25 protein-coding genes are annotated in these 22,684 nt (G+C 66.5%); 14 read left to right on the top strand and 11 right to left on the bottom strand.

Annotated features, from left to right (window positions below; all coding sequences use genetic code 11):
- Positions 1 to 18: 18 nt before the first annotated feature.
- Both ACNQR1_RS20355 and ACNQR1_RS20350 read left to right on the top strand, forming a co-directional pair.
- A complete protein-coding gene (locus tag ACNQR1_RS20355) occupies positions 19 to 270 on the top strand; it encodes a hypothetical protein (RefSeq protein WP_418047642.1) in 252 nt (83 codons plus the stop codon).
- A gap of 18 nt (positions 271 to 288) precedes the next feature.
- Complete coding sequence (locus tag ACNQR1_RS20350; RefSeq protein WP_418047641.1) at positions 289 to 951, top strand: MOSC domain-containing protein; 663 nt, start codon at positions 289 to 291, stop codon at positions 949 to 951.
- 26 nt (positions 952 to 977) lie between these two features.
- On the opposite strand, the gene ACNQR1_RS20345 is transcribed toward ACNQR1_RS20350, so the two are convergent.
- Together ACNQR1_RS20345 and ACNQR1_RS20340 are read right to left on the bottom strand one after the other, a co-directional pair.
- Positions 978 to 1,631 (bottom strand): HD domain-containing protein, encoded by a 654-nt coding sequence (locus tag ACNQR1_RS20345; protein WP_418047640.1) that lies wholly within the window; start codon positions 1,629 to 1,631, stop codon positions 978 to 980.
- Positions 1,632 to 1,654: 23 nt separating this feature from the next.
- Entirely contained in the window at positions 1,655 to 2,197 is a 543-nt protein-coding gene (locus ACNQR1_RS20340) for a cupin domain-containing protein (RefSeq protein ID WP_418047639.1), read from the bottom strand.
- A 101-nt stretch (positions 2,198 to 2,298) separates the two neighbouring features.
- Here ACNQR1_RS20340 and ACNQR1_RS20335 point away from each other — a divergent pair, with 101 nt between their 5' ends.
- Positions 2,299 to 3,270 carry a GlxA family transcriptional regulator gene (locus ACNQR1_RS20335; RefSeq protein ID WP_418047638.1) on the top strand — a complete coding sequence of 324 codons (972 nt, stop codon included), beginning with the start codon at positions 2,299 to 2,301 and terminating at the stop codon, positions 3,268 to 3,270.
- 8 nt (positions 3,271 to 3,278) lie between these two features.
- On the opposite strand, the gene ACNQR1_RS20330 is transcribed toward ACNQR1_RS20335, so the two are convergent.
- Complete coding sequence (locus ACNQR1_RS20330; protein WP_418047637.1) at positions 3,279 to 3,968, bottom strand: Rv0518 family GDSL lipase; 690 nt, start codon at positions 3,966 to 3,968, stop codon at positions 3,279 to 3,281.
- Positions 3,969 to 4,123: 155 nt separating this feature from the next.
- A complete protein-coding gene (locus ACNQR1_RS20325; protein ID WP_418050430.1) occupies positions 4,124 to 5,338 on the bottom strand; it encodes an acyltransferase family protein in 1,215 nt (404 codons plus the stop codon).
- Between the two features lie 410 nt (positions 5,339 to 5,748).
- On the opposite strand from ACNQR1_RS20325, the gene ACNQR1_RS20320 reads away from it, so the two are divergent.
- Positions 5,749 to 6,000, top strand: coding sequence for a hypothetical protein (locus tag ACNQR1_RS20320; RefSeq protein ID WP_418050429.1), 252 nt, complete (start codon positions 5,749 to 5,751; stop codon positions 5,998 to 6,000).
- Positions 6,001 to 6,018: 18 nt separating this feature from the next.
- On the opposite strand, the gene ACNQR1_RS20315 is transcribed toward ACNQR1_RS20320, so the two are convergent.
- Positions 6,019 to 6,576 carry a hypothetical protein gene (locus ACNQR1_RS20315; protein ID WP_418047636.1) on the bottom strand — a complete coding sequence of 186 codons (558 nt, stop codon included), beginning with the start codon at positions 6,574 to 6,576 and terminating at the stop codon, positions 6,019 to 6,021.
- Between ACNQR1_RS20315 and ACNQR1_RS20310 the strand changes: the two genes are divergently transcribed.
- The 5 genes from ACNQR1_RS20310 (at position 6,575) to ACNQR1_RS20290 (ending at position 12,504) form a co-directional block, all read left to right on the top strand.
- Positions 6,575 to 7,834, top strand: coding sequence for an alkaline phosphatase family protein (locus ACNQR1_RS20310; protein WP_418047635.1), 1,260 nt, complete (start codon positions 6,575 to 6,577; stop codon positions 7,832 to 7,834). The genes ACNQR1_RS20315 and ACNQR1_RS20310 overlap by 2 nt on opposite strands.
- A 47-nt stretch (positions 7,835 to 7,881) precedes the next feature.
- Entirely contained in the window at positions 7,882 to 8,214 is a 333-nt protein-coding gene (locus ACNQR1_RS20305) for a DUF732 domain-containing protein (protein WP_044518684.1), read from the top strand.
- Between the two features lie 40 nt (positions 8,215 to 8,254).
- Entirely contained in the window at positions 8,255 to 8,719 is a 465-nt protein-coding gene (locus ACNQR1_RS20300) for a DUF5078 domain-containing protein (RefSeq protein WP_418047634.1), read from the top strand.
- A gap of 417 nt (positions 8,720 to 9,136) precedes the next feature.
- Complete coding sequence (locus ACNQR1_RS20295) at positions 9,137 to 9,610, top strand: MmpS family protein (protein WP_418047633.1); 474 nt, start codon at positions 9,137 to 9,139, stop codon at positions 9,608 to 9,610.
- Positions 9,607 to 12,504 carry an RND family transporter gene (locus ACNQR1_RS20290; protein WP_418047632.1) on the top strand — a complete coding sequence of 966 codons (2,898 nt, stop codon included), beginning with the start codon at positions 9,607 to 9,609 and terminating at the stop codon, positions 12,502 to 12,504. The genes ACNQR1_RS20295 and ACNQR1_RS20290 overlap by 4 nt, the downstream gene beginning before the upstream one ends.
- Here the strand turns inward: ACNQR1_RS20290 and ACNQR1_RS20285 are convergent.
- Complete coding sequence (locus ACNQR1_RS20285) at positions 12,501 to 13,274, bottom strand: ArsR/SmtB family transcription factor (protein ID WP_418050428.1); 774 nt, start codon at positions 13,272 to 13,274, stop codon at positions 12,501 to 12,503. The two genes, ACNQR1_RS20290 and ACNQR1_RS20285, sit on opposite strands and share 4 nt — an antisense overlap.
- A 549-nt stretch (positions 13,275 to 13,823) precedes the next feature.
- Between ACNQR1_RS20285 and ACNQR1_RS20280 the strand changes: the two genes are divergently transcribed.
- Complete coding sequence (locus ACNQR1_RS20280) at positions 13,824 to 14,489, top strand: peptidoglycan endopeptidase (RefSeq protein WP_418047631.1); 666 nt, start codon at positions 13,824 to 13,826, stop codon at positions 14,487 to 14,489.
- 53 nt (positions 14,490 to 14,542) lie between these two features.
- A complete protein-coding gene (gene yaaA / locus ACNQR1_RS20275; protein WP_418047630.1) occupies positions 14,543 to 15,289 on the top strand; it encodes a peroxide stress protein YaaA in 747 nt (248 codons plus the stop codon).
- 47 nt (positions 15,290 to 15,336) lie between these two features.
- Here yaaA and ACNQR1_RS20270 read toward each other — a convergent pair whose 3' ends face one another.
- Genes ACNQR1_RS20270 through ACNQR1_RS20250 form a run of 5 tightly spaced genes read right to left on the bottom strand, consistent with a single transcriptional unit; the run spans position 15,337 to position 19,858 of the window.
- Positions 15,337 to 16,254 carry a TauD/TfdA dioxygenase family protein gene (locus tag ACNQR1_RS20270; protein WP_418047629.1) on the bottom strand — a complete coding sequence of 306 codons (918 nt, stop codon included), beginning with the start codon at positions 16,252 to 16,254 and terminating at the stop codon, positions 15,337 to 15,339.
- A 34-nt stretch (positions 16,255 to 16,288) separates the two neighbouring features.
- The gene (locus ACNQR1_RS20265) at positions 16,289 to 17,359 is read right to left on the bottom strand and encodes a PhnD/SsuA/transferrin family substrate-binding protein (protein ID WP_418047628.1); all 1,071 of its coding nucleotides are present in this window, start codon (positions 17,357 to 17,359) and stop codon (positions 16,289 to 16,291) included.
- 4 nt (positions 17,360 to 17,363) lie between these two features.
- Positions 17,364 to 18,107, bottom strand: coding sequence for an ABC transporter ATP-binding protein (locus ACNQR1_RS20260; RefSeq protein WP_418047627.1), 744 nt, complete (start codon positions 18,105 to 18,107; stop codon positions 17,364 to 17,366).
- A complete protein-coding gene (locus tag ACNQR1_RS20255; protein ID WP_418047626.1) occupies positions 18,094 to 18,957 on the bottom strand; it encodes an ABC transporter permease in 864 nt (287 codons plus the stop codon). The genes ACNQR1_RS20260 and ACNQR1_RS20255 overlap by 14 nt, the downstream gene beginning before the upstream one ends.
- Position 18,958: 1 nt before the next feature.
- Entirely contained in the window at positions 18,959 to 19,858 is a 900-nt protein-coding gene (locus ACNQR1_RS20250) for a TauD/TfdA dioxygenase family protein (RefSeq protein ID WP_418047625.1), read from the bottom strand.
- Positions 19,859 to 20,321: 463 nt separating this feature from the next.
- Between ACNQR1_RS20250 and ACNQR1_RS20245 the strand changes: the two genes are divergently transcribed.
- Genes ACNQR1_RS20245 through ACNQR1_RS20235 form a run of 3 tightly spaced genes read left to right on the top strand, consistent with a single transcriptional unit; the run spans position 20,322 to position 22,658 of the window.
- Entirely contained in the window at positions 20,322 to 20,948 is a 627-nt protein-coding gene (locus ACNQR1_RS20245; protein ID WP_418047624.1) for a hypothetical protein, read from the top strand.
- Positions 20,949 to 20,982: 34 nt separating this feature from the next.
- Positions 20,983 to 21,204: a hypothetical protein gene (locus tag ACNQR1_RS20240; RefSeq protein WP_418047623.1), complete on the top strand. Its 222-nt coding sequence runs from the start codon at positions 20,983 to 20,985 to the stop codon at positions 21,202 to 21,204.
- 5 nt (positions 21,205 to 21,209) lie between these two features.
- A complete protein-coding gene (locus ACNQR1_RS20235; protein ID WP_418047622.1) occupies positions 21,210 to 22,658 on the top strand; it encodes an amidase in 1,449 nt (482 codons plus the stop codon).
- Positions 22,659 to 22,684 lie beyond the last annotated feature (26 nt).

The following is a 22,684-nucleotide window of genomic DNA, read 5'->3' as shown; positions in this document are numbered from 1 at the left end:
CTCATGAGGAGACAGCCAATGACGAGCGCAATGTGGCGCGGAGTGTTCACCGTGATGTCGGCCGCGGTGCTGTCGGCCGGGTCGATGGCCGTGGCCACGATCATGACGCCGGCTCCGAGTTCTGCGTGCCCGCCCGGAGAAACGGGCGTCACCAACGGATGCTCACCGTTCTGTGTGCCGGGCAGGCAGCTCGATACCGCAACCGGGTTGTGCTTGCCGGCTCCGCCGCCTCCGGCCGCGCCGAATGGCGTTGCGACACCGCTTTTCTAAGCCATTACGCTGGGCGTCATGGCGCAGGTACTGACGGTCAACGTCGCCCATCCACGACCCAACACCGCCGAGGGACGTGCCGTCACCGGCATCGACAAGCGCCCGGTCGACGGTGCGGTCGCGGTGCGTGCTCCGGGGCCGATGCACGGTGGGCTCGGTAGCGGACTCATCGGCGACACGATCGGCGACCAACAGTTCCACGGCGGAGACGACCAGGCGGTGTATGCCTACGCGCGTGAGGACCTCGACGGCTGGCAGACCGAACTGGACCGGGAGATCGCCAATGGTGTGTTCGGCGAGAACCTCACCACCGCGGGTGTCGACGTCACCAACGCCGTCATCGGTGAGCGGTGGCGGGTCGGGTCCGACGGACTCGAGCTCGAGGTGTCCCGACCACGGATCCCCTGCCGGACATTCGCAAACTGGCTGGAGATCAACGGATGGGTCAAAACCTTTACCAGAGCGGCGGTTCCGGGCGCCTATCTGCGGCTGGTGACACCCGGGTCGGTGTCTGCCGGCGATGAGATCGTGGTGACCGATCGACCCGACCACGACGTCACTGTCGGATTCGTGTTCCGTGCCCTGACCCTCGAGCCGCAGCATCTGCCCGCGATCCTGCGGGCGGCTGCCCTCCCCGAACCTCTGCGGGAGCTCGCCGAACGCCGCACCGGAGCGAGCTGACCCGAGGAATTCCCCTGCCGGGCAGGCTATTCCGACCAGTTGTTGTTCCGGATCACCTCGACGAAGTCATCCCGCACGAACGAGTCGTCGAAGTGTGCGAGCACATCGGCGTTGACGGTGCCGAAAGTCGACCCGGGCCGCTGCCGCACGCCGTCGGTGAACGCCCGCAGGATCCGGTTCTTGAAGTCCGGCCGCGGATGCGCCGTGGTGACGGCGGTCAGATCCTGCGGCGTCAGGTTGTCGCGGCCGATTCCGAGCACATCGGTTTCGACGCCGGCGGTCACCAGCGCGATCTCGGGATCGAGGAACTCGGGGATACCCGGAGTGGTGTGCAGCGCGATTCCCAGCCAGACCTTGCGCGCGGCGGCCTCGTCGACCCCGCGCTGCAACAGAAAGTCCCGCGCGGCGTCGGCACCGTCGACCTCGAAACGCAACTGTGAGGTGGTGCGATACCGCTCGGTCAGCCCGACGTCGTGGAACATCGCACCCACGTACAGCAATTCCAGATCGGGCTTCAGCCCCCGACGCAAGCCCTGCAGCGCACCGAAGTAAAACACCCGGCGGGAGTGGTGAAACAGCAGGTCATCCTCGACGTCGCGGATGTACTCGGTGGTCTCCCGCACCAGCGCGGTGTCGGGCAGCGCGATCCCGGCGATGTCGTCGGTCAGTGAGGTCGTCATGATGTGTCTCCTTCGAACTCGGCTCAATGGGTGGGTGGGTTCAGGTGATAGCGGGCAACAATGTCGTCGAACCACTCCGGCACCCCGTAGGTCAGGCCGTACTTGTCGGAGAGCTCGATGAATTCGGCGGTGGTGTGCAGGGGCGGACTGTCTGGCCCGGGTTCACCGGCGGAGGCCAACAGCTCCCCGAGTTCGCGGAAGTAATTCTCGAAACCGTTGCCCGGCGTGATCACTTCGACGATGCGGCCCGGTGTCGTGCCCGCGTTCCACATGGCATGCATCTGCCCGCGCGGCTTCGTGATGTAACCGCCCGGCCCCAGAACGACCTCACTGTCGTCGGAGCGGAACCCGATCTCACCGGACAACACGATCGAGTGCTCATCCTCGTTGGTGTGCCGGTGGGCGGCGGTGATCATGCCCACCGCGAAGGGATGTTCGACAATCGACACCAAACCGCCGGTGGTGCGGCCGGTCAATTTGAAAACCGCACCGAAGCCGGGGATTTCGGCGGTATCGCCTGCCCCGGGCTGGACCACTGTGAGGGTTGCACCTGTGGTGGATGACATGTGAACCTCCTTGTCGCTGTGCAACCAGTCTGCGACGCGGCCGGGCGCAATGCCCATGTCCGATGCGCCACCTTTCCCACAGAAAACGACACAATGGAGAAATGGGACAGGCTGCGTGGCCACGTGAGGTCGTGATTGTGGTCTTCGACGGGATGAAACTGCTGGATGCCGCCGGACCCGCCGAGGTTTTCGCCGAGGCCAACCGGTTCGGCGCCGACTACCGCCTGCGGATCGCCTCGGTCGACGGAGCCGATGTCACCACCTCGATCGGCACCAGGTTCGCCGTGACCGGTCGCATCGAAGAGATCGACGGCGCGGACACGGTATTGGTCTCCGGCGGCGACGATCTGGTGGGCCGGCCGATCGATCCCGCACTGGTGGCAGCGCTGCGAGACCTGCCCGCCAGAACCCGCCGGCTCGCGTCGATCTGCACCGGGTCCTTCATCCTGGCCGAGGCCGGCCTGCTCGACGGCCGCCGGGCCACCACGCACTGGCGACACGCACGGCTATTGGCGCGTGCGTATCCCACGATCTCCGTCGAGCCCGATGCGATCTTCGTCCGGGACGGCGACGTCTACACCTCGGCGGGGGTGTCCGCGGGCATCGACCTGGCACTGGCGCTGGTGGAGTCGGACTGCGGAGCCGACCTGGTACGCGATGTCGCACGCTCACTGGTCGTGTACCTCAAGCGTGCCGGCGGCCAGTCGCAGTTCTCCACGCTGGTCGAGTCGGACGCGCCGGCAGAATCGGCGTTGCGTCGCGTCACCGACGCCGTCGCGGCCGACCCGACTGCCGACCACAGCGTGAAAAGCCTTGCGGCACTGGCCTCGTTGAGCACCCGGCAGTTGACCCGGCTGTTTCAGGCCGAGCTGGGCACCACGCCCGCGCGCTACGTCGAAACGGTGCGGATCGATGCCGCACGGGCGGCCCTCGACGCGGGACGCCACGTTGCCGAAACCGCCCGCCTGGCCGGGTTCGGGAGCCCCGAAACCCTACGGCGGGTGTTCGTCAGCCATCTCGGGGTGTCACCGAAGGCCTACCGTGACCGCTTCCGCAGCACGTCCAGCGGCTGAGTGCGCCGTCAGACCCAGCGCGGAAGCTCCTTGCCGATCAGCGGCGCGATCTTGTCGGCCATGTAGGCGTGACCGGCATCGGTGGGATGGATGCCGTCGGCGCCGATCAACTCAGGGCGGTCGAAGAACCACCGCTCGGCGATCGGATCGACGAACGTCGCACCCACCTGCCGAGCCTGGTCCCGCAGGATGTCGCGAACGCCCAGCAGGTTCGGCGGCACGTCGGCATTCACCCACGGCGGTCCGATCACCAGCATCCGCGCGGTAGGCGCGGATCGCCGGGCCTTGGTGAGGGCATCGTGGCTCAACCGGGTGACGTCACCCAGATCGGCGTCCTTGTCGTTGCGCGAGCCGAAGAAGACGATCAACGCGTCGTCTGGTTGCACCGCCCGGTCGGTCAGATCGGCGAAGATGCTGCCGTGGTTGCCGCGGGCCTCGTAGCCGGCGCCACCCTCGGCAACCACATCGGCATCCACCTGGACGCCGCGTTGGGCCAAATCCTGCCAGGCCAGCGGAGCCCAGTTCCTCGGCCCCATACCGCCCTCGGCGAGCATGCCCGTCGTGTAGGAGTCCCCGATCACCGCGATGTGGTTGATCTGGGGATCCAGGCCCGAGGTGACATAGCGCCGCTCAGGGGCATGCACGAACAGCCCCACGACGAGGGCGAGCGAGACGATGAAAGTGGTCAGACGACTCACTGCAACCTCCACTCCCAGCGAGACTCAGTTCGTCCCGGACCGAAATACCGGAACAGCCTATGATGTGAAGCTGGGCGGTAGATAGGCGGTCGATGACACCGCGATAACAAGGGCATAACAACCTGTCGCACAGCGGGTTTGGATGGTTACAACGCTCAGCCCGCGCGTGCTGGGACCTCGTCGGATCGGTCCGGGGTCTCGGTGTCGATCCGGTGCAGCTTGGTGTTGGCCGGCTCGACGGGCCGGATGTCGACCATCCTGCGCATCCACCGCCTGGCGGGCTCCTCGACGAGGTGATAGAGCGCGATGGCGCCGACCAGCGCGATCGCGAACAGGCCGAGGAGTGTCGCCTTACCCGAGAGCGTGGGCGTCAGCGTCAGCTCGAACTGCCTGGTGGTCCAGATCCAAGCGGTATGGACCAACTCGTGCACCATGTACAGGCCGAACGAGATCTGTCCGCCGTAGACCAGCAGCCGGGTGGACAGCAATGCAGGCAGGCTGCCGACGCCGACCGCCAGGGCGACCACCTGCGGGACGAACAGGATGTCCACCATGCCGCCGGCGTCGCCGACGGTGTTCATCGGATGCTTGTCGAAGAAATACAGTCCGCCGACGATGACGACGCCCAACACTATCGCCAGGTAGCCCGCCCGCTTCTGGGTCCGCTCCGTCAGGTGGAGTTTGCGCACCGCAGCGCACGCCAGTGCACCCGCGGTGAACTGCATGACGATCCGCGGCAGCCAACTCCACGGTGTGTAGAAGTGGCCGGTGGCCATCAGGAGTACCACCGGCGGCACCGCGGCGGCGATGGCCAGCAGGACCAGGCTCCGGGCCCGGGTGGCTCGCGCGATCCGGAAGACGACCATGATCAGCGCCCCGAACAGCAGGTAGGCCAGCCATTCGGCGCTGATCGACCAGGCAGGCCCGTCCCAGCTCGAACCGTCGAAGTAGGGCTGGAACCACAGCTGGACCAGGAACAGCTGGCGCACGTAGCTGACGGCGTTGTAGCCGCTGGTGTCCTCGGGTGGGATATGCCCGACGTTGAGGGTGAAGATCAGCCACAGCGCGGCCAGGTGCAGCGTGACGAGGTACACCGGCCACACCCGCGACAATCGCAGCCACAGGAAGTGCAACGTGGCCCGGGTGGACCACGTGGGCCCCATCCGGTCGATGTAGTTCCAGGTCAGGACGAATCCGCTGAGGATGAAGAACAGATCGACACCCTGGGCGCCCCGGTCGAGTACGGGGGCCAGCGCCTCGGTGACCTCGGGTGCTACCTGGTAGAGCAGGGGACGGAAGTGGAACAGGACCACCCACACCGCTGCAACGATGCGCAGTCCCGTCAGGGCCTTGATCTCTGCGCCGCGCACAACACCCTTTTCCGTATCCACTCAGCCGATTCGTCACTTCGCTGTTTTGTCATGTCATCGCCGCGGCTGGCCGGGCGGATCGGACCGCGATCGTCGCAACCGGCAGCTCTCGCAGACTAGCAGCGTGCCCTTGCGCAGCGCGCTGCCCGCGCGGTGTGCGGTTCCTGGACGACGCTTCGGTGAGAGTCGAGGCGGTCTCGGGTGACCTTGTGCAGCAAAGCAATTGCCGATTACGGCGGCGAGGTCGAATACACCGTGGTCACCGATGACGCGGCGTGTCCGATTCCTGGCAGTCGGCTGAGTGGCCGGATAGGCTCGGGTCAGCCGATCTCCCGGGGAGGTTTGAGATGACCAGCATCATCGGCCGCTGCGCGGCAGGCATCGGAACCGTACTGGCGCCACTGGGCCTGATGGCGGTGGTCACGGTGGCCACGCCGGCCGTCAGCGCGGCCGACTGCGGCGCCGGAGAATGGTGGGATCCGGTGGCGAGTGTGTGCCGGCCGCCGGTCGTACCGCTGGCGTGCGAGAACGGTGCGTGGTGGGATCCGGTCGCCAACAGCTGTCGCCCGCCGGTGGTGCCGCCGCCGCCGATGTGCGACAACGGCTGGTGGTGGGACCCGGTCGGAAACGCCTGCCGGCCGCCCCTGATCCCGCCCGGCTGATCACCGTGCGCCGAGCCGTCAGGGCATCGGCACCGACGAACCGTCGTAATTGCGCGCGTTGTTGTTGAGCGAATCCATCCACGCCCGCAGTTTGGCCTGGCCGACCAGCGCCGGGATCGGGCCGTTGGCCGGCGTGTCCGGTACGGCGTCGGTCGGCTGCCACGGCTGGCACCCGCTCGTCTTGAACGCCTTGTCGGTGGCCTCGATCGTGATGACCTGTGGCTTCTTCGAGAAGGCGTTGTCGATGATGTCGCCACCGTGCAGATCGGCCATCCGCTTCCAGTAGCAGGTGCCGCCCTCGACCGGCCCGGCCGAAGCGTAATTCCCGGGTTGGATGTCGGTACCGACCATGAAAAGGCCGTCGTGGTCGATGGCCTTGCCTGCCGCAGCGGCAGGAGCCGGAGCCGGAGCCTCGGCTGCCGGAGCAGCGGGTGCCGGGTCCACGGGTCCCGGAGGGGGACCTGGCGCGGGCACCGGCGCGGGTGCGTCCGGATCGGCACCGGCGATGCCACTGAACGCCCCACCTGCGGATACCGCCAGAGCGGCAGCGAAGATCACGGCTTTCATCGGCTTCATGAAAACCCAGCGTACCGGGTACGGCGGAGTGGTCGGGCGCACTTGCGGGGAGGTCTGCGTTGCCGGAACCCGCCGACGTGATCTGTGGCACGCTCGCGATGTGGAGCCGCGTCCCGATCCCGAAACCCCCCACCTTGCCGACGTCGTTCCCTCGGTCCTTGCGGCGATGGGGGCACCCGGATTCGAGGCACGGATCCCGTGGCCCGGCCCGGTCCGGGGCGCATGCGTTCTGTTGATCGACGGGCTGGGCGCCGAACTGCTCGCCACCCATGCCGCCGACGCGCCGGTCCTGACGGCTTTGGCCGACCAGTCGGCGAACCGGACCCTGCAGGTCGGGTTTCCTTCCACCACGGCGGCGGGCCTGGCCGCGATCGGCACCGGGTGCCGCTCGGGTGAGCACGGTTTCGTCGGTTACTCGTTCCGTGTGCCCGAGGCCGGTCCGGAATTCGACGTGATCAACGCGTTGCGGTGGCGCCCGCATCCGTGGGGTCCTGACCTGCGCGACCGCGTGGTGCCCGAGGTGGTTCAACCCCTGCCCACCACCTTCGAGCGCGCCGGGGCGGCCGGGTTCGAGGTCTCGGTCGTCTCGGCGGCCGAGCACGCCGGCTCCGGCCTGACCAGGGCGATCCTGCGCGGAGGACGCTACGTCGGGGTCCACGCCCTCGGCGACCTCGCCGCCGGGGTCGCCGCAGCGGTCGCCGGCAACGGATTCTGCTACGGGTATCACGCCGACCTCGATCTGGTGGGCCACCTGCACGGCCCCGGGTCGCCCGCGTGGCGCATGCAGCTGCGGCAGGTCGACCGCCTGGTGGAGTCGGTGTTGGAGGCCCTGCCGTCAGAGTGCCTGCTGGCCGTGGTGGCCGACCACGGGATGGTCACCGTCGACCCGGCCGCCGTGATCGACATCGACGAGTGCGAACCGCTGCGCGACGGGGTGAGCGCCGTCGGTGGCGAGGCCCGCGCGCGTCACGTCTATGCCGCGCCCGGGGCGGCAGATGACGTCCTCGCGGCATGGCGCAGCACCTTGGGCGATTCCGCATGGGTGATGTCTCAGGACGAGGCAATCGCCGCCGGCTGGTTCGGGCCGCGAGTACGCGACGACGTCCGATCCCGCATCGGGGATGTCGTCGCGGCGGCCCGCGGCGCGGCGGCGTTGCTGCGACGGAACGTCGAGCCCATGGAGTCAGCGTTGATCGGCCAACACGGCTCGCTGACGATTGCTGAACAATATGTGCCGATGTTGTCTGCAATTGGTTGAGCAAACCGCACACCCGGAACAGGCTTAGGTGAGCTAAGATTCACCGCATGAAGCTTGCAGGCCTGGCAGTAATTGGTGCCGCAGCGGCTATCGCCTTCGCCGCTCCCGCACATGCCGATCCCGACACCGATTTCGCCAATGAGCTGCACACTTTTGGCATCTACGGGCAGCGCGATTACAACGCTTGGATCGGAAAAATCATGTGCAAGCGATTGCACAACGGCGTCGACCACAATGCTCAGGACTCGGTCGGTTTCGTGAAAAAGCAACTGGCCAAGGACAGCTCCGACGCTCAGTCGTGGCAGTTCCTTGGTACCGCCATCAATTACTACTGCCCCGATCAGCGCTTTATCTACGAACAGGCCGCCACGCGGCCGTAGTCTGATTTCCGACGCCGATCTGGAGAGTTTTGGGAGCGAGATGTTGAACCGCAAGAGTGTCAATAACCTGATCCGCACCGGTGTGGCCGCCTGCGCCGTCGCCGGCGCGCTGGCCGGGGCCGGCATCGCAAGCGCCGACGCCACCGACGACTACCCGATCCCCAACCGGATCCTGCGCACCCCCTGCACCGCCGAGCAGATCATGGCCGCCGCCCGCGACGTCGAGCCGGTGTACTACGAGCGCTACATGATCGACTACAACAACAAGCCGGTCGCCGATCAGCAGGGCGCCCAGGACCGGATCCACTGGTTCTTCTCGATGGACTACGCCGGTCGCCGCCAGTACTCCGAGAACATGGCGACCAACGCCTTCTTCGAGAACATGTCCTGGCGCTGGCCGAACTGGGCCAAGCTGTTCTTCAACAACAAGGGCGTCGCGGCCAACACCACCGACATCTGCCAGAACTACCCGGCAGGCGACATGTCCGTCTGGGACTGGCACTAGTCCGAAAATTTTCACCCGGGCTGGGTCTGGCGGCCGATACGGCCGCGGGACCCAGCCCGATTCCGTTAGCTCCATCACAATCAGCGTCCCGGCGCCTCGGTACGCCACGGCCTGACGGCCCCGTAAAAGTAGCTTGACCTGCGGCTACGCGCCCATTGACGATGGTGGACATCCTTGGGTGGCCGAGCAGCAGCCCAGGCGCACAATCACGGCTGTGTCACCGTTTTGCCACTCATTTAAATAGGCTAATATCTCGCTAACTCTAGTTAGCCATTCGGCTAGACAGCGAGGCGTGATGGGGGTGAACATGGTGGACGGGTACTTCCCCACCGACTGCCGTGCCGCCTGCAGGTCGACCCCGCCCCGCCACCCTATTGCCCATATCGCCCACAACCGACGGACCGGTGCCATTTCACGATGACCAATGCGACGAAAAGCCCTAGCCGGAAACAGTTTTCGATTTCTGGCCTGGCCAAGAAGTTCTGGATTCCGTTGATCATCGCCGCGGTGGTGCTGGTCGGCGGCTTCACGGTGATGCGGGTCCGCACCTTCTTCGGCGCAGGCAACGGCTCGGGCATCTCCAGCGCCAAGGTCGATGACACCAAGCCGTTCGATCCCAAGGTCGTGGTCTACGAGATCTACGGCGAGCCCGGCGCGACCGCCGACGTGAACTACCTCGATCTCGACGCTCAGCCCCAGCGCATCGACGGGGTCTCCCTGCCGTGGACGCTGCGGCTGGAGTCCACCGCGCCGTCGGTGTTCCCCAACATCGTCGCGCAGGGCGACGGCAGCTCGATCAGCTGCCGCATCACCGTCGATGACGAACTCAAGGACGAGAGAACCTCCAACGGCGTGAACGCCCAGACCTTCTGCCTGGTGAAATCTGCATGAGCACCCACGACGCCCCGACCGACGCCTTCCCGGTCACCGGCCCGCGGCATGCCCAGCACGGTGGGATCGCCAAGTGGATCCGGCGCCTGGCAGTGCCGATCATCCTCGGCTGGATCGTCCTGATCGGAATCCTGAACACCGTCGTGCCCCAGCTCGAAGAGGTGGGCAAGATGCGGTCGGTGTCGATGAGCCCCGACGAGGCGCCGTCGATGATCGCCATGAAGCGCGTCGGCGAGGTGTTCCAGGAGTTCAAGTCCAACAGCTCGGTGATGGTCGTCCTCGAGGGCGACCAGCCGCTGGACATCAAAGCGCACGATTTCTACGACGAGGTCGTCGCCAAGCTCGAGGCGGACACCAAGCACATCGAGCACGTCCAGGACTTCTGGGGCGATCCGCTGACCGCGTCGGGCGCCCAGAGCTCCGACGGCAAGGCCTCCTATGTGCAGGTCTACACCGCAGGTAACCAGGGCGAGGCGCTGGCCAACGAATCGGTCGAGGCGGTCCAGCAGATCGTCGAGAGCGTCACCCCGCCGCCGGGCGTCAAGGCGTATGTGACCGGCCCGGCCGCCTTGGCCGCCGACCAGCACATCGCCGGTGACCGCAGTGTCAAGATCATCGAGGCGCTGACCTTCACGGTCATCATCATCATGCTGCTGCTGGTCTACCGCTCCATCATCACGGTGATCCTCACCCTGGTCATGGTGGTGCTGTCACTGTCGGCGGCGCGCGGTGTCGTCGCCGCGCTGGGCTACTACAACATCATCGGGCTCTCGACCTTCGCCACCAACCTGTTGGTGACACTGGCCATCGCCGCATCCACCGACTACGCGATCTTCCTGATAGGCCGATATCAAGAGGCCCGAAGTGTCGGCGAAGACCGGGAACAGTCCTACTACACGATGTTCCACGGCACCGCGCACGTCGTGCTGGGCTCGGGCCTGACCATCGCAGGCGCCACGCTGTGTCTGCACTTCACCAACCTTCCGTACTTCCAGTCCCTGGGCATCCCGCTGGCCATCGGCATGGTCACCGGCGTTGTCGCCGCCCTGACGCTGGGGCCGGCGATCATCTCGGTGGCGAGCCGGTTCGGCAAGACGCTGGAACCCAAGCGAGCCATGCGCACCCGCGGCTGGCGCAAAATCGGTGCGGCCGTTGTGCGTTGGCCCGGACCGATCCTGATCGCCACCATCGCGCTGTCGCTGATCGGTCTGCTGACCCTGCCCGGGTACATGACCAACTACAACGACCGCAAGTACCTGCCTGCGGATCTGCCGGCCAACACCGGCTACGCCGCATCGGATCGGCACTTCTCCCAGGCCCGCATGAACCCCGAACTGCTGCTCATCGAGAGCGACCACGATCTGCGCAACTCGGCGGACTTCCTGGTGATCGACCGCATCGCCAAGCGAATCTTCCAGGTGCCCGGCATTTCTCGGGTCCAGGCCATCACGCGCCCGCAGGGAACGCCGATCGAGCACACCTCGATCCCGTTCCAGATCAGCATGCAGGGCACCACCCAGATGATGAACATGAAGTACATGCAGGACCGCATGAAGGACATGCTGGTTCAGGCCGACGAGATGCAGAAGACCGTCGACACGATGACCAAGATGCTCGCGTTGACCAAGGAAATGTCGGACACCACGCACAGCATGGTCGGAAAGATGCACGGCATGGTCGTCGATGTCGCCGAAATGCGGGACCACATCGCCGATTTCGACGACTTCCTGCGCCCGATCCGCAACTACCTGTACTGGGAACCGCACTGCTTCGACATCCCGGTGTGCCAGTCGATGCGGTCGGTCTTCGACGCACTCGACGGCATCGACACGATGACCGACGACATCCAGAAGTTGATGCCGGACATGGATCGGCTCGACGAGCTGATGCCACAGATGGTCACGATCATGCCGCCGATGATCCAGACCATGAAGAACATGAAGACGATGATGCTGACCATGCAGGCCACCATGGGCGGTCTGCAGGATCAGATGGAAGCGATGATGGAGAACCAGACGGCCATGGGCCAGGCGTTCGACGCTTCCAAGAACGACGACTCGTTCTATCTGCCGCCGGAGACCTTCGAGAACCCGGACTTCAAGCGCGGCATGAAGATGTTCCTGTCCCCCGACGGGCATGCGGTGCGGTTCATCATCAGCCACGAGGGTGATCCGATGAGCCCCGAGGGGATCTCACACATCGATGCCATCAAGAACGCCGCCAAGGAGGCGATCAAGGGCACCCCGCTGGAGGGTTCCAAGATCTACCTCGGCGGCACCGCGGCCACCTTCAAGGACATGCAGGAAGGCGCCAACTACGACCTGATGATCGCCGGGATCGCCGCGCTGTGCCTGATCTTCATCATCATGTTGATCCTCACGCGCAGCGTGGTGGCGGCGGCGGTGATCGTCGGCACCGTGGTGCTGTCCCTCGGCGCGTCGTTCGGTTTGTCGGTGTTGATCTGGCAGCACCTGATCGGGCTCGAGTTGCACTGGATGGTGCTCGCGATGGCGGTCATCGTGCTGTTGGCCGTGGGCGCGGACTACAACCTGCTGCTGGTCTCCCGTTTCAAAGAAGAGATCCACGCGGGCCTGAACACCGGCATCATCCGTGCCATGGGCGGGACCGGGTCGGTGGTCACCTCGGCAGGCCTGGTGTTCGCGTTCACCATGATGTCGATGGCGGTCAGCGAGCTGGCCGTGATCGGTCAGGTGGGCACCACGATCGGCCTGGGCCTGCTGTTCGACACCCTGGTCATCCGGTCCTTCATGACGCCGTCCATCGCGGCACTGATGGGCAAGTGGTTCTGGTGGCCGCAGCGGGTGCGCCAGCGTCCCCTGCCGGCACCGTGGCCCACTCCCGTTCAGCGTGATCCGCAGGAATCGCTGGTCTAGTCGGCCTGCTCCAGCGCGGACTTCAGGCTGGACAACTTGAGCGGCCAACCGTGCGCGATCATCTCCCGCACGGTGCTGCCCGGGTCGAACCCGTCGTGGGTCACGGTGAGCTTCACCTGATCCCCTGCGGGTTCGATGTCGAATGCCACCCGTGACCGGCGTTCGGCCGCGGCGTCGGCGATGGCCTGCTCATCGAGGTCCGGCGCGATCTGCTGCAGTTCGGGCGTGAAGGCATGGAACGTAAAGGCCAACCGCTGATAGGGATCGGACTCCGTGATCGCCTGCTCGGGATCCTCGATCCGGAGCCCGTTCTCGACCCAGACGTAGCTCGAACCCTTCTGCCATTCGGATTCGATGGCATGGCCCAGGTAGATGCTGGAGAACGCCGGGTTGGTGATCGCCTGCCACAGCCGTTCCGGCGTGGTGCGGATATAGGTCGTGTAGACGAACTCCGCCGCGGTGGCCGGGCCCTCCAATACCGTCTTCAGATCCGTGAGGGTCTGCACTCTCGTGGCGTCGTAGTGGTCGATCCAGCGGTCTGCGATGGCATTGATCGGCTCCGCATTGAGGTAGTGCAGCTTTTCCCGGCCCTGGCGGGCTGTGGTGACGAGGTTGGCCGCCTCCAGCACTGCCAGATGCTTGCTGACCGATTGCCGAGCCATCGACAGGCGGCTGCAGAGCTCCCGCAGGCTCTGTCCGTCCCGGTCGTTGAGGCTGTCCAGGAGTAGCCGGCGACTCGGGTCCGCGAGCGCTTTGAAGACGTCGTCCACCTTCGCGATTCCCTTCACGTGCAGTCGGCCGGTCACCCCAGACAATCATGCAGCCAATAGGCTGCATGTCAACTGTCGCCGATGCCGGGGACGCGCTCCAGAGCGATGGATCCGCGCGCCCGATCGGGGCCGGCCAGCCATCATCAAAACCGGGCCGGAGTTGCCGGAATTCCCACCACCCGTGCGGGCCAGTTCACGGCCCCACCACGCGACCGGTCGTCGATGCGCATGACACCGCCGAAACCGACGAACAGATTTGGATGGCTCGAAATACCCTTCACATCAATGTAATTCGGCTCTCACTTGCACAATGCAAGCCGATAATCCGTGCGTCGTTTCGAAGCACAAGTCCAGTGCCGCAGCATTATTGGTGATTGTTCGATATGCGCACCGAGCCCCTGGCAAACACGCACTGCTGGCAACCGAATCACCCGCGCAGGCAACCACACTCAACCGGAACATGCGTGAAGCAGTCCATATGCCGCACCCGTTGTGAACGGAGTCACATATTTTGCCGCCTCAAAATCTGCTCTGCTAGCGTCCCGCCGCATGTTTGCTATCGCGACGCTTATGGCGCTTGTCCAGCAGGTTTCGGGCACGCCGTACATCTCCGGTGGAGACTCCCCAGCCGGCACGGACTGCTCGGGCCTGGCTTCCTGGGTCAGCAACATGGCCACCGGCCGTCCGGTCTACGGGGACCGCTTCAACACGGGCAACCAGGAGCGTGCGCTTCTGGCCCGCGGCTTCAAGTACGGCACCCAGCCCGGTGCCCTGGTGATCGGCTGGAACAGCGGCCACACCGCCGTGACCCTGCCGGACGGCACCCCGGTGTCCTCGGGCGAGGGCGGCCACGGCGTGCGGGTCGGTGGCGGCGGCGCGTACCAGCGCCAGTTCAGCCACCACATGTACCTGCCGGTGGCGGCAGATGCGCCGCAGGACGCCCCTGTCGACGCGCCCCTGCCGTTCGACGCACCGCCTCCGCCACCGGGCCCGATGGACCCGATGGCCGCCCCGGCACCGATCGATCCCTTCGCACCGCCGCCCCCGGCCGATCCCATGGCCGCCCCGGCACCGATGGACCCCTTCGCACCGCCGCCCCCGGCCGACGCGATGCCGCCTGCGCCCCCGATGGACGGGCCGGCACCGATCATGCTCGACGTCCCGCCCCCGCCGGCACCCCCCGCGCCCGAGGAACCGGCGCCGATCGCCATCTGAGATCACACCTGTCGGTGGTCAGCCGGCCACGGCCATTCGGATAACGTCTGGATGTGATCGTGCTGCTGCCACCGTCGGAGACCAAACGCACCGGCGGGGACGGCCCCCCGGTGCGTTTGGACAATCTGAGCTCGCCGCAGCTCACCCCGCTACGTGAGTCACTGATCGGGGAACTGGTCGACCTGGCCGCCGACCCGCCGTCGTGCCGCAAGGCCCTGGGTATCTCCGCCGGCCAGGACGCCGAGATCGAGCGCAACGCCGTATTGCGTCAGGCACCCACGATGCCGGCGATCGAGCGATACACCGGGGTGCTCTACGACGCCCTCGACATCGGATCGCTGCGCGGAACGGTCGCCACCCGGGCCCGCGGCCGGTTGGCCGTCGGATCGGCACTGTTCGGCCTCCTGCGCGCCGATGATCAGGTGCCCGCCTACCGGCTGTCCGCATCCTCCAAGCTGCCCGGACAGCCCAGCCTGGCGAAGCGCTGGCGCCCGCTGTTGGAGCCGGTGCTGGCCGACATCGCCGCGGGTGAGCTGATCGTGGATCTTCGCTCCGGCTCGTACGCGGGGTTGGGCCGTGTCCCGGGCGCCGTCCGCGTGCAGGTGCTCGCCGAGCACGCCGACGGCCACCGCACCGTCGTGAGCCACTTCAACAAGGCCCACAAGGGTCACCTGGCCCGTGCGCTGGCCGGATCCCGGGCCGAACCCAGCGACGCCGCCGCGGTGGCGGCGGTCGCCCGCCGCGCCGGCATGAACGTGGAACGCGACGGCGATGACCTGACCGTCGTGGTGCCGGCCTGACGGCCGCGCCGCTCCCCGGCTCAGGCTGCTTCGAACGGCTCGCCGACTCAAGCAGCCTCGAACGGCTCGCCGTCCAAAGCCCGCGATGGCCGGCCGTCGGGGCCCTGCGGCACATCCCCGACCAACGTGACGCGGTACAACCGGCGGTCGTGCTCGCCGGTGAGGTCCGACGGCGCGAGATGGACGGTCGAGCGGTTGTCCCAGAACGCGATGCTGCCCGGCTCCCACTTGAACCGCACGGTGTACTCGGGCCGGACCAACTCGTCGTAGAACAGACCCAGGAGCCGGCGACTCTCGTGCGGCGACACGTCGACGATGTGGCTGGTGAAACCCGGGTTGACGTAGAGCGCCCGCTCCCCCGTCTCGGGATGCACCCGCACCACCGGATGCTCGGTCAGCAGCGGACGCCGGTTCACCCGGCGCTCATAGTCCTCGGTGGCCGTCGTGCCGTCCGGCGGCGCGAACCGGTGTACCGCCCGCAGCCCGTCGGCCAGTCGCTGCAGCGGTCCCGACAATCCCTCATAGGCGGCAACGGTGTTCGCCCACTGGGTATCACCTCCGTACGGCGGGATCACCTCGGCCCGAAGTATCGACGCGGCAGGCGGATTCACCGCCGCGGTGACATCGGCATGCCAATTCGCCTTGTCGTAGCCCCTGCTGCTGCCGTATCGCGCCTTGAACCTGTCGGCGAAGATCGGATAGATCGTCGGATAGTCCGGGTCGGGGATCGAGTCGAACAGCGGATGCGCCGGCGTCGGGGAGCCGAAGGCCCGCGCCAGCCGTAGGTGATCGTCGTGCCCGATGAACTGGTCACGGAAGAACACCACCTTCCACTTGAGCAGTGCGGCACGGATTTCGGCCACCTGTTCGGTGAGTAGCGGTGCGGTGAGGTCGATTCCGTGGATCTCCGCGCCGATCCAACCGGACTGCGGCCGGATGGTCAGTGCCGATGCCAATTGAGTCATCTGATTTCCCCTCTGTTTCGGATGGCGGAAGTCGCTACGATTTCAGCGATTTCGGTGTGACGCCGTCGAGTTCGTTCTGCGCGCTGACGATGTCGTTGTAGCGGCCGTCCACATACGGCTCGACGTCGACACGGCCCTTGATGGTCCCGGTCTCGTGCAGGCCGTCGGCCACGGTCTGGAACAACGCCGTGGAATCGGCATCGATCGGGTAGTACGACGCGATGCCGTCCTCTTCGTACAACTTCTTGCCCTGGTCGAACGTGATGCCCTGCACCTTGACGTAGTACTGGTCGATCCACTCGTCGGCGTGGGTGTCCTTCCAGTTGTTGGCCGCGACGGCCCGCCCGACGTAGTCACCGATCGCCGCCACCTTGGCGGGGTCGTCGAGCACGTCGCGGCGGACGATCAGCGTCTGAATACCGGTGTTGATGCCCTTGCCGTCGCCGAGGATCGGGGGCTCGCCCAATTGGTAGTACTGGTTGCCCAGCACGATGGCGGCCTCGACAGCACCGGCGGCGAATGTCGGAACCACCTCTGCCCCAGCCAGTTCCACGGGCTGGACATCGGTTCTCAGGTCCAGTCCATGGCGCTTGAGCAGCCCCGCGGTGACCATGTGACGACCCGATCCCGGCGGGTAGGCCACCCGCTTGCCACGAAGGTCCTCGATCGTTCGCACTCCGCTGTCCGGGCGTGCGACCAGGTAGTAACCGCCGCTGGTGCCCGGGTTCGCCTGCAGTCCGATGGTCACCAGATCGGTGACACCACTGTCCACCGCGATCGGCACCGGCGCCTCGCCGATCGATCCGACGTCGGCTGCCCCCGAGCGCAGTGCCTCGATCACCGCGGCACCGCCGCTGAAGTCGGCGAAGTCGACCTCATACGGCGTCCCCTGGCCGGCGTTGGCCAGATTCCACGGCAGTGACTGCGTGCCGTTCTGCTCGGCGACGACGAGCTTGGTGCCGGGCGGGACCTCGGTCTTGGCGGCGATGTTCACCGTGTCGATCGCGCCGCCGGCCTCGTCGTCGGACAGCCCGCACGCGCTGAGCAACAACGGGATCAGCAACAGCGCGGCGGAACCTCGCCACGCGCGACCACCAAATGGCATGTGATTATTCCTTGTCTTCGGATACGCCGAGTTCGGACAGCAATCGCTTTCGCAGCGTGGCGAATTCGTGGGTGTCCCTGGCCCTGGGTTTGGGTACCGTGACGTCGACGTCCAGAGAGATGACACCGTCGGTCAGCACGATCACGCGGTCGGCGAGCAGGATCGCCTCGTCGACGTCATGGGTCACCAACAGGACCGCCGGGGTGTGCCTGCGATACAGGTCCATCAGCAGCCCGTGCATCTTGATCCTGGTGAGGGCGTCGAGGGCGCCGAACGGTTCGTCGAGCAGCAGCAGCTGTGGTTCGCGCACCAGGGCCCGGGCCAGGGCGACGCGCTGGGCTTCGCCACCGGACAACGTGCGCGGCCACGCCTTCGCCTTGTCCGCGAGATTGACCTCGCCCAGCGCTGACAACGCCCGTTGTTGTACGACGCCGTTGGCGGGCAACCCGATCGTCACGTTGGCGAGCACCCGCTGCCACGGCAGCAGCCGGGAATCCTGGAAGACGATCGCGCGGCGCTCGGGCACCCGCAGGTAGCCGTCCACCTCACTGTCGAGCGCCCCCAGTGCGCGTAGAAATGTGCTCTTGCCGGAACCGCTCCGGCCCAGCAGGGCGACGAACTCGCCTGCTCTGATCTCCAGATCGAGGCCGTCGATGATGACGTTGTCCCCGAACCGCTTCCGGATGTCGCGGGCGATCACCACCGAGGACGTGCCGACGGCGGTCGCCAGCGTGTCAGTCCCCGTCATAGGCCCGCCTCCAGCTGAGCAGACGGCCTTCGAGGAACCGGACCATCAGGATCGAGATCAGCCCCAGAATCGCGTAGACAGCGATCAACACGAAGACGATGTCGATCTGGAAGTACTCACGGGCGTCGGTCATCATCCGGCCGAGGCCCCTCTTGGCGTTGATGGTCTCGGCGAAGATCAGCGACAACCATGACGCGGTCAGCGCCAGCCGCAGGCCGACCAGAAACCCGGGCAGCGATCCGGGGATGATCACCCGGTAGATCATCTCGGCGCGGCCCGCACCGAAGGATCGGGCCGCTTCGACCAGCGCGGCGTCGACACTGCGGATCGCGCTGAAGGTGTTGATGTAGATCGCGACGGCCACTGCCAGCGTGATCAACAGGATCTTGGGGACCTCGCTGATGCCGAACCACACGATCAGCAGCGGCACCAGCGCGAAGTTCGGAACCGCGCGCAGCACTTCCATATTGGCGTCGACGAAGTTCTCCCCGATCCGGGACAGCCCCGAGATCAGGGCCAGGCCGAGCCCGAGCACGATACCGAACACGAGCCCGTACCCGACCCGCAACAGGCTGGCGGTCAGATGGTCCTGAAAGGTCCCGTCGGCGATCAGCGTCCACGCCGCAGCGAGCACCCGGGTCGGCGGCGGCACCGTGCGCTCGTCGAAGATGCCGACGGTGGACAGCAGTTGCCACAGGACGACCAGCAGGACCGGGCCCAGGAGCCGCTGCACCGGACGCGGGACCACGGGCTTGCGCTGCCCCCGCCGCACCGCCGCCCGGGGATCGACCAGCCTGACCGGCGCTTCGGTGGGTGGGGCTGCCGCCGACCGCGACAACAGGATGGACATCTCAGGCGGCCCCGAAGTAGTCGCCCGAAATCGACTCCGACGCAACACCATCGGGACCCACCGGGACGTCGCCCACCAGGGTGATCCGGTGCAGCACCCGATCACCCTCGACATGCTCGAAGTCGCGCGGGGCCAGGTGCAGCGCAGCCCGGTTGTCCCAGAACGCCACGCTGCCCGGCTCCCACTTGAACCGGACGGAATACTCGGGGCGCGCGATCTCCTCGAACAGGAGATCCAGCAGGTGCCTGCTCTCCCGGGGTGAGAGGTTGACGATCTCGCGCGTGAAAGACGGGTTGACGTAGAGCACCTTCTCCCCAGTCTCCGGGTGTACGCGGACCACCGGGTGGATGGTCGCCAGTGGATTGCCGCGCACCAGATCGCCGATCTTCTCGGTGCTGCGGTCGGCCGCCGTGGTCGCGCCGAAGCGGTGCTCGGCCCGCAGCTCGCCGACGAGGGCCTGCACCGATGGCGACAGACCCGCATACACGGCAGCAACATTGGTGAACTGGGTGTCACCGCCGTACCCGGGAACCTGCTCCGCCCGCAGTATCGAATGCGACGGCGGGTTGATCAGCGGGGTGACGTCGGCGTGCCAGCCGGGACCGTTCGGGCTTTGCCGCCTGCGGTATCTGGTGCCGTAGCGGTGGTCATAGGCAGCTGGGGACACCGTGTGGATCTGCGGGAATCCGGCTGGCGCAGAGTCACCCTCGTAGGGATGGCCGGGCGTCACCTCGCCGAACTGCGCGCCGAACGCTATCTGGGATGCGTGGTCGAGGTCCTGCCCGCGGAAGAACACCACCTTCCACCGGTGCAGCGCGGCGCGGATCGCCGAAACCTGTTCGGGTGACAGCGGCGCCGACAGATCGGCCCCGTCGATCAACGCCCCGGTGTATCCCGACAACGGACTTATCGTCAGTCCGGACGAAGACAATTCAGTAGGAGACAGTTCAGATGAAGACAGTTCAGTAGTAGACATCGCCATACTTCCCTCGAAAGTGGCTGCTCATATCGGCGATTCGACGCTAACGAGGTTCCCCCCGGGGCTTACCGGTTTGAATCGGCGTGACGTGAATGGCGTTCGGCGCTCGCGGAACCGTAGTGGCGTTGCCGGCCGCAGGAGCTGCCCGCAGCCCAAATCGCCTCTGCCTGCATCGCACTGGCTCGGCGCCGGGATGTCAGTCCGAATCTGGCTGTTGCCGAGCTAATTTCATCGCCGCTGCGCGACCGTGCCTCACCTGAAGCGGGTTTCACCGAATTCCCGGGTGTTACCCACAGCGCCGCACCTCATCGTGCAGAATGTGAGCTCGCGTCAGGGCCCGTCGCCTGTGCCACGCCCATCACATCGCCGTTCCCCGGGAGCAAGCTTGGTCACCTGCCTAGTTTCCACACCGCATCCGCCGTATCAGCCGGCTCGCCGTGGACGACACCGGAAGGCACCGGAACGACGCTGGCTGCCCGTCGGCATCGGGGTGGCGGCCGCGGCCGTGGTCAGTTCCATGCTCACCGCGTTCGTCATCCTCTCCACGCTCGCCTCCAAGTTCTCGTCCAGGGATTCGGTCTATGCGGTGGGCGCCAGAACGTATGAGGTGAAACCGACCCCGCTGCAACACAGGTTCACCGAGCGGACCGCAGCTCCGACCGTCGCGGCGTTCGCATCCGACGGCTCAGGATTCGTCGACTCCCTGGCGCGGTGCCGCGACACCCAGACCGCCAGGGCCATCGGCCGAACCGAACGCTCGCTGGTGGTCATCTGCCTGGACCGCACCGGCCGGCTCGAGTACCACGGTGTCCGGCTCTCCGACCGGGCAGCGCTGGCGGCATCGGCCGATGCCACAGCTGGCCGCCGGTTCGTCGCGCGCAATTACCAGGTCAATTACGCGGTCTCGCCGACCGAGTTGCTCGTCACGTCGGGCAGTGCGGTCCTCAAACGCGAACCGATGGTCGAGTACCGGGAGATCCTGTCCACGCCGGTCGTCGTCGCACCGCGCTAAGCTGGCCGCTCATCGGCCGTGCGGCGGGAGATCGATGTCCACATTCTGGCGGTACCTGCGCATCCAGGTCATGGTGTTCGTGGTCGGAATCGTCGGGCCGATCTTCCTCATCGTTTACTTTGCCGCGCAACCCGATCCGACTCTCAAGTGGATGTATTTCGCGGGTCTGGTCATCACCGCCGTCGAGGTTCTCATCGCACTCGAGCTGACCCGGATCAGCGCACCCTCGGACACCACCGTCGAGCTCTTGGAGTGAGTGACATGGATTCCTCGTCGGCATTCGAACTCGCGGGCACCGATGCCATCGGGCAGGCGGCGCTGGCCGCATCCGGTGAGGTCAGCGCCGTCGAGTTACTCGAGGCTGCGATCATCCGGGTCGAGGCGACGCGCACCCTGAACGCCGTGATCACCGACCTGTTCGACCGGGGGCGCGCACAAGCCGCGGCACTCGACGAGTCCGGCGTACTGCGCAACGAGCAGGCCGGGCCGCTGGCCGGGGTCCCGTTCCTGCTCAAGGATTTGGGTGCCGCGCTCGCCGGTACCCGCGAAGCGATGGGCTCGCGGGCGTTGCGCGACCATGTCTCGACAGAAACCGCATGGACGGTGAATCGCTACCTGGATGCCGGCCTGGTCGCGTTCGGCAAGACGAACACCCCCGAATGGGGCAATCACTGCACCACCGAGCCGTTGCTGTTCGGACCCGCGGTGAACCCGTGGTCGGCCGACGTCACCCCGGGTGGATCCAGCGGTGGATCGGCGGCAGCGGTGGCAGCCGGCGTGGTACCCGCGGCCTCGGGCGGGGACGGCACCGGCTCGATCCGGGTACCGGCATCGTGCTGCGGCGTCGTCGGCCTCAAACCGCGTCGCGGACGGTCCTCGTTCGCCCCCGACGGCGGCCACGGACTCGAAGGGCTGGTGAACGGCCACGCACTCACCCGCACGGTGCGCGACAGCGCGGCCCTCCTCGACATCGTCGCAGGCACCGCACCCGGCGATCCCTACAGCGCCGCGGCTCCCGCCGTCCCCTTCCTGCAGTCGGCCGCGCAGACCCCGGCCGCACAGCGCATCCTGATCGCCACGTCGTCACCGTTTCCCACCGACCGGATCGATCCGGAGGTGGTGGCTGCGGTCGAGGCGACCGGCCGTCTGCTGGAAAGCCTCGGACACCACCTCACTCCCGGGGCCCCGACGATCGATCCGGATGCCGTCGCCGACGCCGTCGCGGTGCTGCACACCGTCAGCAACGCGCAGCTTCACGACCTGGCGAAGGCGCATCTGGGCCGGGCGCCGCGCGAGGACGAGTTCGAGCCGAGCACCTGGGTGATGATCCGGGAGGGGTTCACCACGACGGGACTGGCGTACGCCAACGCGATTTCGGACATCCACGCCCAGACCCGTCGCTTTGTCCGCGAAATGGCAGGTCACGACGTTCTGCTGGTGCCGACCCTGCTGACCGGACCGCCGCCGTACGGGCTGCTGAATCAGCCCCGCGGCACCACCCGGGCCTTCTTCGACGTCGAGTTCGCCACCACCGGATGGACGGCCCTGGCCAACGTGACCGGCTGGGCTGCGATTTCCCTGCCGCTGGGCCAGACCTCCCACGGCCTGCCGATCGGCGTGCAACTGCTGGCACCCGACGAAACGGTGCTGCTCAGGCTGGCCGGGCAACTCGAGCAGGCGGCCCCGTGGGCCGGCCGTACCCCACCCTGATGGGTGGGCGCTACCGCTGTGAGCTA

The organism is Mycobacterium sp. 48b (assembly GCF_048282725.1).
Classification (GTDB): Bacteria; Actinomycetota; Actinomycetes; order Mycobacteriales; family Mycobacteriaceae; genus Mycobacterium.
The sequence above is the reverse complement of the archived record's forward strand: the minus strand, read 5'-3'. Positions and strand labels throughout refer to the sequence as shown.